At 61.8% G+C, this 14,061-nt stretch carries 12 protein-coding genes; 5 read left to right on the top strand and 7 right to left on the bottom strand.

All coding sequences use genetic code 11. The features are described 5' to 3' along the window. Positions 1-313: 313 nt before the first annotated feature. The 3 genes from ACEN9G_RS00990 to ACEN9G_RS00980 all read left to right on the top strand — a co-directional run bounded on the left by ACEN9G_RS00990 (position 314) and on the right by ACEN9G_RS00980 (position 3,904). Positions 314-1,366 (top strand): helix-turn-helix domain-containing protein, encoded by a 1,053-nt coding sequence (locus ACEN9G_RS00990; RefSeq protein ID WP_495605512.1) that lies wholly within the window; start codon positions 314-316, stop codon positions 1,364-1,366. 386 nt (positions 1,367-1,752) lie between these two features. Continuing rightward, positions 1,753-2,943 carry a XylR family transcriptional regulator gene (locus ACEN9G_RS00985; protein WP_413338402.1) on the top strand — a complete coding sequence of 397 codons (1,191 nt, stop codon included), beginning with the start codon at positions 1,753-1,755 and terminating at the stop codon, positions 2,941-2,943. 103 nt (positions 2,944-3,046) lie between these two features. Next, on the top strand, positions 3,047-3,904 hold the full coding sequence (locus tag ACEN9G_RS00980) for an aldose epimerase family protein (protein WP_483127587.1): 858 nt from the start codon (positions 3,047-3,049) through the stop codon (positions 3,902-3,904). A gap of 56 nt (positions 3,905-3,960) precedes the next feature. Here ACEN9G_RS00980 and ACEN9G_RS00975 read toward each other — a convergent pair whose 3' ends face one another. The 7 genes from ACEN9G_RS00975 to tssK all read right to left on the bottom strand — a co-directional run bounded on the left by ACEN9G_RS00975 (position 3,961) and on the right by tssK (position 12,598). Then, entirely contained in the window at positions 3,961-4,230 is a 270-nt protein-coding gene (locus ACEN9G_RS00975) for a PAAR domain-containing protein (protein ID WP_413339880.1), read from the bottom strand. 5 nt (positions 4,231-4,235) lie between these two features. After that, positions 4,236-4,685 carry a hypothetical protein gene (locus tag ACEN9G_RS00970; protein WP_413339878.1) on the bottom strand — a complete coding sequence of 150 codons (450 nt, stop codon included), beginning with the start codon at positions 4,683-4,685 and terminating at the stop codon, positions 4,236-4,238. Between the two features lie 12 nt (positions 4,686-4,697). After that, positions 4,698-6,464, bottom strand: a complete 1,767-nt coding sequence (locus tag ACEN9G_RS00965; protein ID WP_413339876.1) for a TIGR02594 family protein — start codon at positions 6,462-6,464, stop codon at positions 4,698-4,700. Then, positions 6,464-7,609, bottom strand: coding sequence for a hypothetical protein (locus ACEN9G_RS00960; RefSeq protein ID WP_413339875.1), 1,146 nt, complete (start codon positions 7,607-7,609; stop codon positions 6,464-6,466). The genes ACEN9G_RS00965 and ACEN9G_RS00960 overlap by 1 nt, the downstream gene beginning before the upstream one ends. A gap of 94 nt (positions 7,610-7,703) precedes the next feature. Next, positions 7,704-10,442, bottom strand: coding sequence for a type VI secretion system Vgr family protein (locus tag ACEN9G_RS00955; RefSeq protein ID WP_413339873.1), 2,739 nt, complete (start codon positions 10,440-10,442; stop codon positions 7,704-7,706). A 25-nt stretch (positions 10,443-10,467) separates the two neighbouring features. Next, entirely contained in the window at positions 10,468-11,232 is a 765-nt protein-coding gene (icmH, locus tag ACEN9G_RS00950) for a type IVB secretion system protein IcmH/DotU (RefSeq protein ID WP_440963462.1), read from the bottom strand. A gap of 16 nt (positions 11,233-11,248) precedes the next feature. Continuing rightward, positions 11,249-12,598 (bottom strand): type VI secretion system baseplate subunit TssK, encoded by a 1,350-nt coding sequence (tssK, locus tag ACEN9G_RS00945; RefSeq protein WP_413339870.1) that lies wholly within the window; start codon positions 12,596-12,598, stop codon positions 11,249-11,251. Positions 12,599-12,920: 322 nt separating this feature from the next. Here tssK and ACEN9G_RS00940 point away from each other — a divergent pair, with 322 nt between their 5' ends. Both ACEN9G_RS00940 and tssB read left to right on the top strand, forming a co-directional pair. Then, on the top strand, positions 12,921-13,529 hold the full coding sequence (locus ACEN9G_RS00940; protein WP_413339868.1) for a tetratricopeptide repeat protein: 609 nt from the start codon (positions 12,921-12,923) through the stop codon (positions 13,527-13,529). A gap of 27 nt (positions 13,530-13,556) precedes the next feature. Continuing rightward, on the top strand, positions 13,557-14,060 hold the full coding sequence (tssB, locus tag ACEN9G_RS00935) for a type VI secretion system contractile sheath small subunit (RefSeq protein ID WP_413339867.1): 504 nt from the start codon (positions 13,557-13,559) through the stop codon (positions 14,058-14,060). The last annotated feature ends 1 nt before the right edge of the window (position 14,061 follow it).

The following is a 14,061-nucleotide window of genomic DNA, read 5'->3' as shown; positions in this document are numbered from 1 at the left end:
AATTGCGGCGGCGCGTCATGGCTTCCACAATGGCTGGGTAGTCTCCTACCGCCTGGCATGGTAGGTTTTATGGGGCGGCCCTGGGCCGCCCCTTTTTTTGCCTTCGTATTGACCGGGCTGTTATGATCGGAGCGATCGAAGATCACTCAACGGCCGTACGACCATGCAAGAGTTTTACAAGAAGTCGCTGCTCTTTCTGATCGCGCTGCTGGTCGTGGATGCGCTGCTCGCGGCCTTGTTCATTTTCCTGAGCCAGCCGACCTATACGTTGTCGCCGGCGCTCCGGGACGGCATCCGCTGGGACCCCGTCGCCGTGTCCGACAAGGAGTTGGACGGCACGTCGGCAGTCAATCTGCGCGGTGCGGGACCCGGCGCGGTATCCTTCGACTACCGCCTGACGCACGACGGCAAGTTTCCGTTTGCCGGCATCCGGTTCATGGCCAAGGACGCGAAGGGCAACCTGGCCACGGTCGACCTGCGGGGATACGAGACCATCACGTTCACCGCGCGCTGCTTGCCCGCCTATCCGATGATGCTGGGCATGACCGTGTTCGACGACAAGATCTCGGTCCCGGGCCAGTACCTCACCTACCGGTCGCCCGGTACGTTCTTTCCTTGTAACGAACAAGGCGTGCCCGTGTCCATCGACATCCGGCGGCTGACCGTCCCCGACTGGTGGCTGTCGATGATGAAACTGCCGCTGTCGTCCAAGGATTACCAGCTCGACAAGGTGGCGCAGTTTTCCTTCGGTTCGAGTTCGCGAACGCCATTCGACCTCGATGCGCACGTGGAAATCAGCAATATCAAATTGCACAGGCAGGATTACCGGTATATCGGCGCGCTTGCCGTGATTCTCGTAACGGGCTGGATCATGTTCGGCATCTGGTTTTTCCGGACCCATACAAGGACCCTGGCCGCCAGCCTGAATTCCAGATTGAAAAAGGATCTGCCGCTGGTCGCTTACCGCCAATTAACCGTGCAGCCATATCGGGACGAGGAAAGCGCGACGGTGCTGAAATATATCGCGACGAATTACACGAATCCCGAACTGGAACTGGAAAGCGTGGTGGCCGGCACCGGTGCCAACCGGAATAAAGTGAATGAGCTGCTGAAAACGGAACTCGGCATGACGTTCACCGGTTATGTGAATAAATTGCGGCTGACCGAAGCGGCGCGCCTGCTCACGGAAAAAAGCACCGCGACCGTGGCGGAAATCGCCTATTCGGTCGGCTATGCCAACGTGTCGTATTTCAACCGTTTGTTCAAGGAAGAGTACGGTTGCACGCCGAAGGCATTCCGGACGCTGGCACCTGGCCAGCCGTCCATCGACGCCGAGTCGCGGCCAAAAAAGGTGGGAAACGGCTGATCCAGCCTTCCACTCCCTGCAAAACTGATCGTACTTTTTGCACGGTGAAAGAAATCCGCTTGCTGACGTTATAGGCGCCCCGGGGTGGGATCCTATTCTTGAGCTGAAGGGGCGCCGCCACCGGCACCCCGGTCACGCTACGAGGAACCATCCCATGACTGCGCATGTCCCGTGCCCAACCCATTCCAGCCGCGCGCTCGCAATGAGCGCATCTTCCCGCCGTCTGGAAAACATCATCCATTGTTTGCCCCGCTTTGCCGGGCATTGCGCTGCCTGATCTCCTTGTTGCTGCGTTATCTGTTTACTGAGCTGTTTACTAAACATGCCATGCCGGGCCCGTTTAGCCCGGAAACAAAATAAAAATAGTTTCACAGGAGACGACAAGAGTGAAAACGACGAAAGCCTATCGGATAGCGCTGCTATTCAACGGAAACAAAACGTTCGATCGCGATGTGATTGCCGGAATTGCCGGCCATTTGGGCGGTACGCGCGTGGCCTGGGATTTATTTCTGGAAGAGGATTTCCGCCTGCGCCTGAATGGAATGGATCGCTGGCAGGGCGATGGCGTCATCGCCGATTTCGACGACCCGGCCGTCGTCCGGGCATTATCCGGCTGCACGGTGCCGGTGGTCGGCGTCGGCGGTTCCTATGCGAACGAGGACGCGTATCCGCCCGGCGTGCCCTATGTCGCGACCGATAATGTCAAGCTGGTCAAGCTGGCGCGCGACCACCTGATCGACGTCGGCCTGCAACGCTTTGCCATGTTCAGCCTGCCCGAAGCGCAGGAAAGCCGCTGGGCGCAGGAGCGCGAGCGCGCGTTCCGCACCCTGATGGCCGACGACCGGATGGAAGCGGAGATCTTCCGCGGCTGCGAGACCAGCGCGGCGTCGTGGGACGCGGCGGTGCAGGGCCAGATCGACTGGCTGCGCAGCCTGCCCAAGCCGGTGGGCGTCATCGCGGTCACGGACGCGCGCGCGCGCCAGCTGCTGCAGGCCTGCGCGATCGCCGGCATCTCGGTGCCGGAGCAGGTGGCGCTGATCGGCATCGACAACGACCCGCTCGTGCGCATGCTGACCCGCATCCCGCTCAGCTCCGTGATCCAGGGCGCGCACGAGATGGGCCGCACGGCGGCGCACCTGCTGGAGCAGATGCTGCACGGCGTGCGCCTGTCGAACACGCGCATCCTCGTGCCGCCGGCCGGCATCAACGTCCTCGCGTCGAGCCGCTACCAGGCCGTCAAGCATCCGCACGTGATGCGGGCCTGCCACTACATCCGCCAGTACGCGTGCCAGGGCATCAAGACGCACCAGGTGGCGGAGTACGTGGGCGTGTCGCGCTCCTCGCTGGAAGTCTACTTCCGCCAGGAGCTGGGCTGCAGCGTGCACGACATGATCCTCAAGTCGAAGCTGGAAGCGGCCAAGGCGGGACTGGAAAGCGGCGAACGCAGCATCGCGGACGTGGCGCTGGGCTGCGGGTTCACGTCCACGCAGTACATGCACCTCGTGTTCAAGCGCGAACTCGGCTGCACGCCGCGCGCATGGCGCGACCGGGCGCTGGGCGAACGCACCGCCGCGTAGCATCGGCGAGAATCGTTCGGCCCGTTGGTGATTTTCGTAATTGAAACACAACGCGTGGGCCGGGAGAATGGCTTCCTATCGAACCTCGGGAAGCCAGACTGCAATGACGATCCACCTCATTCCGGGCGCCCCGGCCGTGTCGGCCGGCGAACGCTCGTTCATGCTCGAGAACGCGGCCGGCATGACCGTGACGATCGGCGAACGGGGCGCGCAATTGCGTGCCTGGGTCGCGCCCGACCGTTACGGGCGCATGGCCGATGTCGTGCAGTCGGACCTCGACGGCATCCCGTCCGGCGGCCGCGCCGCGCGCTGGGAGGGGCGGCAGGCGAACGGCGTCGTGTCGCTGGCGCTCACCGCGGGCGGCGACGGGGCGGGGATGCTCGTGCATTACCGGCTGGACGACGAGGGCGCCCTGTCGATCGAGTACCAGGCCGTGGCCGGCGTGCCGATCCCACTCGCGGCGCTGGCGCATCCTTCCTTCAATCTCTCCGGCAGCCTGGCCGACGTGGGCGACCACATGGTGCAGATCGACGCCGACTATTTCGAGGAAACGGGGCCGGGCGGCACGCCCGCCGGCGTGGCCGCCGTGGGCGGGACGGCCTTCGACTTCCGCCAGGCCGCCGCCATCGGCCCGCGCCTGCACTGGACCGACACCCAGCTGCAGCGCGCCGGCGGCTTCGATCACTGCTTCTGCGTCCGCAACCACTTCGCCGGCGGCCAGGGGCAGTTGCGCGAAGTGGCCCGGGTGTTCGACCCGGCCTCCGGGCGCCGCCTCCAGCTGCACACGACCGAGGCGGCCGTGCGCTTCAGCAGCGGCGCGGGCCTGCCGCGCCTGGACGCGTTCCGTGTCGAAGCCCACGCGCGCCCCGGCCTCATGAGCGCGGCGTGGCCGCGCGTGATGCTGCATCCGGGGCAGGTGTACCGGCAGACGACCGTTTACCGGTTGTCGTTGCAGGGGTAACCCTGTCGTTCGTTGAGTGCTTCCACGAATTACACCGGTCGCATGGAAGAACGTCATTAGCCTTCGGCAGTCTGCGCCTGCGCGCTACCGATGAGAATTGCCCCACAGGACGTTTTCATGCCATCTACCGCCACGTGTACGCCGAACATGTTAACGAAGTTGGTCCCTTCGGCGATCACCGGGTTGCCGCCACACCGAGGACAACTGACGCGATGACCGACACCAGAAACCGGCTTGCCCAACGACGTGACGAGAGGATGGCCTTCCAGTACGGTGCCACCGTGGGATGTCCTGTCGCCGACGCGTATGATGGTTTTTTGTGGCATGGCAGTTATTTACGGAACTCGATCGACAGCTTGTTGTTTTTCGGTCGAGTGCAAACCTGAGCGCGTTGGGCCGCAGTTAGCGTGCCGCTAATGCCAACGTCGCGCAGGTGGCCTTGATACGGTAGCGTGATGGTCACCGTATCGTCGAAGAACATTATGACCTGCGTCGCCGCGCCGCCGTCATCGTTTTGTGGATTGTAGACTTCCAGCATTGTCTTGCCGTCGCGTTCTTCGGTAATGCCATCGACGCGCCCGGCCAGTCGGAACTGGCACGATGTTGTGTGTTGCACGTAGACGTATTCGAACGACGGAATGCCTTTCGTGTTCAATGTCCAGTGACTCAAGGTCAGCGTATGTCCAACACCAGCGACTGTCTTCGAGAATGTGGGCGTGCCGTCAAAGGCTGCGGCCCCGCAGGAGTACAGCATGAAGGCAAAATATAGTAATCTTTTCATGTATCGACCCGGTCAGTGAGTGGATGCGGCCGTCATCGGTACGTTTTCGCCCGCTACGTCGTGCAGGACGTAGTCATCGTCGTAGTCGGGATAATCGGCCGGGTAGCGGAAGGCGATAACGTTATCCGTAGAGCAATGTCCGTGAGTAACTCCGTGATTGTTTCCCTGGTTGCCGCCCAAGGTCGCGATCAGTCTGCCGCGGGCACCCAAGCCCGCGACGAAAGTAACGTGGTGTTGCCCTCCCGGGAAGCGGACCACGGCTACCGCGCCAAGTGCAGGCTTATTGTCACGGGTTGGACGTCCCCAAGCCTTAAATGCTGCGGCCCATGCGTTACCGTTACCCTTGAAACCGGCCTGCCCCAAGCACCAGTTGACGAACGCTGCGCAGTACGGTGTCTCGTCGATCGAGGCGGCGTGCTTGCCGACCTTTGGTGTTGCTTTGAAATATTCCAGGATACGCGGGTCGTTATTGTCCTCGCCGGAACGACGGTACACGCCCTTCTTGAATTCGTTGTGCGCCGCCACCATCCACGGAGCGCGGCTGACCTGCATTAGATCCGTCTGGGGATGGGCCCGCGCGTTGCGCAGGTACAACGTATGCAATTCGTTACGGCCATCCGCCAGAATCTTTCCCAGGGCAGCAACGGGCAGGCCACTCCCCGTTGCCGGGGGCGAGGATGGGCTCGACGCCTTAGACGTTGTATGGCCCTGGTGTTCGCCTTCAACGGTTACCGCATGCAGGTCGGGGATTTTCAGAATCTGGTCCGGGCGAATGATGAACGGCGAGGTAATGCCATTGGCCTTCGCGATGGCTTGGTAGCGTACGCCGTGGAGCGCGGCGATCTTTGCCAAGCTTTGCCCCTTTTCAACTTTGTGCATCTTATAGCGTGGCGGCGGGCCGTTGGTTGACGACGTAGGTGCTTTGCCTGCCGCCGTTTCCATAGCTTGCGCTGGGGCAGGCCGCAGTTGCTGCGGCTTCTGTTTTTCGTGCTCGCGGGTGCTGGTCTGAACGGTGAAGTCGGGCGCAATGAGCGTAACGCTTTGTCCGTTTTCCGTAGTTGTCGTTGCTAGTGGCTCCAGCGAAATCCATTTTTCTTTGAGCCTGTCGAATACCTTGATGTGGAGATCCCCGCACGGCAGTTTGTGGCGAATGACAAGGCGCCCGCTGGCGTCGGTAATAGCTTCAGCCTTCTTGTCGTCCAATTCGACCACGAGTCTGGCTTGCGCAATGGCGACCTTTGCGCCGTCGAGTACCAGAACGTCGATAGCCGGCAGCAGTGGTCCGCAACCCCGCGTTTTGGCGCGCGCAACCGCGCGTCTGAATGTTGGTCCTCGGATGATGGTGATGAGCTGCTCGTCATATTTCGGATCGGTGGCGTAATGCGATTTCACCAACTGGTGCGCCTCCTTTTCGTAATCACCCTTGATACCGGGTTTCATCAAATCACGGTAGCGCGGGTTCTTCTCGAGGAAACGCATCCTGTCTTCCAGGGCCTCCGAATAGGAGGAGTACACGCGAAATTCGGCATCGACCCAGACCTTTTTCCCATTAATGATTTCCGGGACGTTGTACGTTTTCTTGGGACCGTGCCAACCAGGATCTGCCTTGATATTGTAGATATTGTTCGATCCCGGCAAGCACTTCGAGCCCCATCCCGTCTCGAGGGCAGCCTGGGCGATGATCAATTCCCACGAGCATCCGGTACGTTCGGCGTAGATGCGTGCCGGACAATACAGGCTTGCCGCGAACTCGATTTTATCGTCGTATGTGTAGGCCATTACAATTCCCCGTAAACGCCCGTGGTCAGGTAAGTCTTGCCTTTCGTGTCGCGCGAAAGCACGCCCCACAGTGCGTCTTTGGTCGCGACGTATAACGGCTCGTCCGGAAATGCTTTCACGAACGGCTGTTTGCCGGTTGGAGGGGGTATCGTGACGAGCTGGTTCGGTTTTCCTTTGCAGGGCTTGAGGACTGCGGCCACGCCATCACCATACCGGGCGAGCGAACCGACCGAGCAATACGTGCCGCGTTGGGTCGACGGCGCGCGCGCTTTACCGTCCGGACCGATCGTTGACAATGTTGTGGAGTCGGCGCCAACGCTTAACGCATAGGTCGTTCCGTCCGCGGCGACGGCGAAGCGCACGTCTACATCCTCGACATGCGCGACCGTTGTACTCCATACATAGCCGCCGTTCACCTTCACACGCGAAGCCTTGAAGCTGCCTAACGAGTCAGTCGGTACCGTGGAGGGGAAAAAAGTCCCGGTGATATATAGGCTGTCCTCTACCAGGCGTGCACTGAATGGCGATGCAAAGGCCCCGTTCCGGCGTTGCAGAGGGATACCCCGTGTCTGCAGCCGCGTGTCCATGAAAAGCGTGAACGTCCCGTATTGTTCATTCCTCTCGTCGGCATCCATCGTGTAGCCGGCGACTGTTACGCCGTCCGATGATTCAGCCATTGTGTACCCATACTGGCTCTTGCCCGGAACCGCAAGCCGCATCGAAGCCAGCCGGTTGCCGTGCAGGTCGAATGCATACAGGTAGGTGCTCGATGTCGATTGAGGTGGCGAAAGACTCGTATCGTCATTGGTCAGCAGGTACACGCGGTCTTTCCCGATGAGGCACTGGACGGGATACGCGGTTGCCACGCTTTCGGGAAGATCAATCATGTGTTGCCACAATGTTGCCTGACGCGCCCGATCTACCAGGATGAGGTGGGGCGCCGACGTGCCCATTTCATTGATATCTTTGCCGGTAACGCATACTTGGTTGCCGTCCGAAGAGAACGCCATATCATACGTATGGAATGACTTGCCGTTCACGGACAACGCGATCCGGACCGGTGCCGCGCTGGTCGCGTACGCAGTCATAAGGTTCGCGCCGACCAGCGCCAGAAAACAGGCGATGTTGTTGAAAGTGGGATTCATTTTCATTGCTAAGGTTTGGTTCGAATATCGTCGGTGAGTACGTGCCCGTCGAGCTTGACGATCGCACCGATGTGCGTCGAAGGCCGGCGCTTGGTCACGCCGTCATCGTGTCATCAGGCCCTTCGATTGCCGCCTCGTCCTCCGGTTGATGATCGTAGTCGAACACGACTTCAGGCGCACCGTCGGGAACGTTGACACCTGGCGGCCGGTCGAACACCAGTTGCTCCCACTTGCCGCTGTTGACGTCGATGGTGACCTTCGTGGGCTCGCTGCTTTCCGTGAACAACGGTTTCGATTTGCCTTCGCCATCGAGAGTGCCACTGCCAAGAGCCTGACCGGTAGGTGACAGAAACGTGTACTTCAGCGTGCGCGCGCCGGACGGCAGATCCCAAAGAGCCGGATCGACGAACACCTGTTGGCTGAACTTTTTGGGTTGCGCACGTTCGAACTCGGTCTGATGAACGGCGGCCAGATTTCTCGGCCCCTCGAACTTGTGTTGGCCAGCGTGTGCAACCCAAGTGCCGCCCGTGCCGTGTTCGATACCTTGACCATTGATGCGCACATAGCTGCCGCCGGCATTTAGAAGAATCTCCTTCGCCGCCGTAATTTCGATGCTTGCTTTAGTACTGATCAATTTCAGCACCTGCTCGGCGATCATTTCGATGTTGTCGCTCTGGGCTTGGATCTCGACCTTGCCCCGCGCAGCGAACAGCTTCACGCCGGCCTTGGCGGCAAACAAACTGATCTTTCCGGCTACACTGGCAAAAAAGCTCTTGCCGGCAGCCAGCGTAATGTAGCCGCCCGCCGTCGTTGCCACGTGCTCGCCACTTTGCAGATGCGTGCTTGCTGGCGTGCTGGCCGCGATGCCGGCAGGGCTCGACAGGACCAAGTGGGGCGCAGTGAACTCGTCTTGCACGCCGCCGCCGCGAATCGTATCGCGCTGGGTGCGCAGCGCAGCAGCTACTTCGCTCTGGTCGGCGCCGCTTGTCTGCGCTTGTTGGCAAGCGGCGTCCTCCGCTAGTTGCTGGTGTAACGCCACGCCGTCGCTCAGGCGCGCGACAGTTTCGCCCATGTCTTTCGTATGCCCCGCAGCCTGACGCCGGAGTTCCGTTGTCACAAGCAAGCCTTTGCCAGCACGTATGGCCCCCCATGCTTCGGTGGCCAGCTCGAAGCCTTCCCCGCGAACGTCCTTACGGCCGGTATTGTCCTCAATGCGTGTGATATGGCCGAGCGCGAGCTGACTATGCGCATGGTCGCTCTTGATCTGTGCCTGGATCCGCTCGTGGGTATCGTCCAGGATCAAGTGATTGCTACGGCCGCCCGGCGCATTTCCGCCGTGCGGCGCAAGTTCCCGGCTGCGCAGGCCAGTCAGCGCGTGCTGTGCCGGCAGCGACCATGGCGGCATGTGTGTCTCATTGAACACGGTACCGGTCACGATGGGACGGTCAGGTGATCCCCCAAGCCATTGAACGATGACTTCCGACCCTACACGGGGCACTGCGACCACACCGAGTTCGCCGCCGCTCCAGGGACTCGCCACGCGGATCCAAGCCGAGCTGTGTTCGTCGCCATTGCCAATCCGATCCCAGTGGAATTGCACGCGAATGCGTCCGTATTCGTCGGTGTGAACGCTGTCCGGACCATTCGGCCCCACCACAGTGGCCGTCTGCGGAGCGGTAATGCGCGTATCGACGCTGTTGTAGCCGCGCCCGGGACGCCACGGGATCGTCCGGCGCAGGCAACGAACACGGTTGTGGTAGTCCGGCGACGCAGGGCTGTCGCCTTGTGCATGCAGGTAGTTATTTGAAGCTTCATGCACGACGTCGACGACGAGAAAAATATTACGGTCGCTGTCGTGCAGGTCGTCGAAGTGGCCAGTCAACTCGAACCAGCGGCCTGGCTGCAGTCGTCGGCAATTTCCTTTGCCAGTGAATTGTTTGCCACCAGCTTCGACTTCTTCCATTCGCAGCCGTGCGGTGCGATCGGCGTGTAGGCGGTCCGGGAACGGGTATGCGCCTGCGTATTCGTACGATTCTACGGGCTGTACGTTGCCTTGTTGGTTGAGTGTGGGCACCTGCGCGTGCTTCGGCACTGGGTCTTTGAAGTCGAATCCGGTGACGGCCGCTGCACTACCGACAAGCCGGCGCGCGGGCGACCATTCGCCGATGCCGTCTTCCTCAATGGCCCCGCCATGACGCTGGAACGGTACTGCCGACGCCAAGTCAATTGGCGATACGGCCGTCGTATCATCGCAGAGCACTAGTTTGTGTCCTGACGCATCGTGCTCGTACCAATAGCTCCAGCCGGCGGCTTCCCAGCGCCTGTGGAGGTAGTTGTGGTCGCTCTCGTCGAATTGACAGGCATCGGTCATCGGCGGATCTTCGCCTGCAACGCGGAAGTCCCATGATGGGAGGGCACCGTAATCGGCAAAGACATCTTCCGTTTGCTGGCGTAGCGTTTTACCGTGGAAAAGATGGTTATCTTTACGCAGCTTCAGGTACGCTAGCCACGGTGCCAGCACGGCTTCATAAAACGAAATTGCCCCATCGGTGCGTACAAGACGGAATGCGAATACATGCCCGCTGAAATAGCGCAGCGATCCGTCGTCGCGCACGAGTTCGACGCATACCAGGCAGCCCATCAAGTCTTTCAGTGCCAGGGACGCGTCGTCGGACAGCAGCTCCACCGTATATTCGAAGTCGCGCGACAGGGCTTCCTTCGCATGAAGGCGCTGGGGTACCAATTGGGCCGACGGGCCATCGTCGTGGGGAAACGACAGGCGGAGAATGCGATTGGTCTGGCGAAGCGCTATAAGATCTTGAAGGGACAGCATCGAAGACGAGTGAAAAATATCGATGTCAAGGCAGCGTGATTGTCAGATTCGCCGCCCGCGGCGCCATCTTGACGACGTCGCTGTACGCATTCATGCGCGCCTCGCTCGTGTGCCCGAGCGACGTGCGCAGTCCCACGTAGCCCAGCACGCAGATCAGGCCGAACACCGAGTACAGCACCCACAGCGGCAGGTCGCTGCGCAGCTTGTGGCGGATCTGGTCGGGACGTTCCGCGTGCGGCGCGAAGCCGCCGCGCTTGCCCTTCATGTGCGCGATCTCGTCGCCCAGGCGCGACGTCAGGTAGTTCAGCTTTTCCGTCCCCTCCAGGATGTAGCGGCCCTGGAAGCCGAGCAGGAGGCACATGTGGAAGACTTCGAGCGCTTCCACGTGGGCGCTGCCGCGCGCGCGCAGCTGTTCCAGGCGTTCGAAGAAGTGCTCGCCCGCGAGCTGGTCGCCGAACAGCTGCAGCTGCAGCGGGCGGCGCTCCCACGCGTCGCGGATCGTGAAGTGCGAGCGCAGGATGATCTCGTCGACCGCGGCGCAGAACGCGTATTTCGCGGCGTCGACGTCGTCCGGCGACGCGTTGTGCTTGCGCGCGTTGCGCCCGAAGTCGTCGAGGAATTGCGTCATCTTGCGCGCGAACGCGGCGTCGTCCTGCGGGCCGTTGCCGTTCTTGAGCATGAACAGGGCGTAGAAGCCGTCGTACATCAGGTCCAGCAGCGTCTGCGGCGCCGCCGGCGCCGCCGCCGGGGTGCCGGCGGCCATGAGGGAAGGTGCGGTTGCGGTGGTCATGGAAGGTCTCTCGGGTTCAGGAGGTCACGGCGACGAGGTCGGGCTTCACGTCCGCCATGCTGCCGGGGACGTAGATCGAGATCGACTGCGCCTGCAGCATGCGCTCGTACATCTGGCCTTTCGCTTCGATGGCGAAGTAGACGGCGTCCGGCCGCACCGGCACGGCGGCCGGCACCTGCGGCGCGTGCACGAGGCGCACGCCGGGCATCGCGGACAGCACGAATTTTTCCACGTCGTCCGGCGCGCCGATCTTCAGCCGCAGCGGCACCACGTCCACCAGTTCGCTGGCCGCCATGTCGCCGGACACGGCCAGGTAGAACGTCGTCTTGTCGTCGATCTTTTCCGAGTCCAGCATGCCATGCCAGTACGACGGTTTCACTTCGCGCAGCGCGATGGCGAAGTAGCGCGACGAGATCACGGTGTCGAGCAGTTCGCGGATGATCTGGTGCAGCGTCGCGAACGCGGGGCCGGGGTCGGCGTGCTGGTACGGCGGCAGGTCGGCCAGGGTCCAGCTCTTCGAGAACGTCATCAGGCTGCCCGCCAGCGACAGCAGTTGTTCGTACAGCCGTTCCGGATGCAGCGCCGGATTGTGGAAGTAGTGCGACAGGTTCGCGCACGCCGTGCTGGCCGTGTGCAGCAGCCAGAACGACGACATGTCGCCCGAGCGGAATTCGATCACGTGCCGGCTCGGTTCGCGGTGGTGGCCGTACAGCGCACTGACCTTCGCCTGCAGCGCATCCAGCAGCCGGCGCAGCTGCAGGAACAGCAGCGGCGCGCTCCTGATCGTCAGGCTGGGCGGCACGAACGACCCATCGAGCTCGAAGCCGCCGGTGGCCGCGCGGCGCAGCCGCAGCACGGGCACGTGCACGTAGGCGTCCAGCGGCTCCCCATCCGACACGAGGCGCACCGTCTTGCGCAGGTACGTCAGCTGCGCGCTCGCGGCCTGCGTGTACAGGTCCGGCGTGTCGCGGTCCAGCTGCGCGAAACGCGCGGTGTGCGTGCCGTCGCCGTCGGTCCGGTGCCCGCTGAAATTCGCGCCGTATGGCTTGAAGCCGGGCAGGGCGGCGTGCCACGTCACCGTCTGCACGGATTGCGGCAGCTGGCTCAGGTCGACGGCGTCCGGCAGGTCGTCGCCGCCCGGCGCGGAATACAGCTCGCCGTCGGGAAAACGCACCGACAGTTCGAGCAGGCGCAGCGCGTCGTTGGCCAGCGCGTCGCGGTCGACCTGGACCGCGACGACGCCCCAGGCATACGGGTGCAGCAGGCCCGCCGTGCGGTGCAGCCGATCCTCGTGGTACTGGTCCTGTTGCTGGAAATGCTGGGGGCGGAGGAACAGTCCTTCGCCCCATAAGATTTTGCCGCTCATGCGTTGGTTATCCCCTGGCGCTGCTGAAAATGAAAATGGCAGAACAGTAACATTTCTTACGGAAATTTAGCGCACGATTATGACACAAATTTTCTTTGTGATAATTCGTGATATTTCTTTGGCATAACGTCAGATGCCGTCAGGTTACAAGGAAAATCAATGGGAAATAGTGGAAATTGGTGAGCATTTCACTCGTCACTGACCCGCGTACGATTGTAAATAAAATTGAGGTTGATCAATAATATAATTCTGATACTATAAAAAAAGTTTTACAAAGTTAATACCAAGGCATCACTTAGTTCACCCTTTTGCGAGGACCCGCATGACCCCTGCATTTCCCGTTGGCCGCTTGAGCCGTTTCGTTGGCGCCGCCGCCTGCGCCCTCCTTCTTTCCGCTTGCGCGACGACGAAGCCGGAACTGGCCGAGAAGCCGCCCGTGCCCACGATGGACGAGCTGCTGGCCAAGGCCACCGAGGCCAGCACCGCCGGCCGCAAGGAAGACGCGGTCACGCTGTGGAAGGAGGCGGCCGCCGCCTACCCGGCCGACAAGGCGCCGTGGTCCAGCATCGCCCAGACCCGCTACGACGCCGGCCAGTACGGCGAAGCGATCGTCAGCGCCCAGGAAGTGCTGGTGCGCGATCCGAACGACCGCCTGGCGAACAGCATCATCGCCATCAGCGGCCTGCGCCTGTCGACGCGCGCCCTGGCCGACCTGAGCCGCCAGAACAACCTGTCCGGCTCGATCAAGACGGAGTCGCAGGACCTGGCCAAGCTGCTGCGCGAGAGCCTCGGCGAGCAGATCCTCGTGCCGCCGCCCGTGCAGGCCGCGCCGCCGGCGAAAGCCGCCGCGAAGGGCCGCGCCAGGCCGAAGGCGAAACACGCCGTCGCCGCCGGCGCGTCCGGTGCCGATCCGTTCGGCGCACTGAAATAACGTCCGAAACAACCACAGGGGAATCCCATGTCCAGAAATTCCAGTGTGCAGAAAAAACTGCAGAAAGTCCGCCCGCCGCGCGTGCAAATGACGTACGACGTCGAGATCGGCGATGCGATCGAGAACAAGGAGCTGCCGCTGGTCGTCGGCGTCGTCGGCGATTTCGGCGGGAATTCCGAAGTCCCGCAAAAACGCCTGAAGGAGCGCAGCTTCGTCGGCATCGACCGCGACAACTTCGACGAAGTCATGAAGGGCGTCGAACCCCGCGCCACGTACCGCGTGAACAACGAACTCACGGGCGAGGGCGGCCAGTTCGCCGTCGACCTGACGTTCCGCTCGATGGACGACTTCCGTCCCGAGGCTGTCGTGAACCAGGTCGAGCCGCTGCGTAAGCTGCTCGAGGCCCGCACGAAGCTGGCCGACCTGCGCAACAAGCTGGCCGGTAACGACAAGCTCGAAGACCTGCTCAACGACGTGTTGAACAGCACCGAAACCCTGGCCAAGCTGGGCCAGCCGACGACGAAAGAGTGAT

The sequence above is a fragment of the Massilia sp. Masssp94 genome, from assembly GCF_059491305.1.
This window is presented reverse-complemented; position numbering and strand designations above follow the sequence as displayed.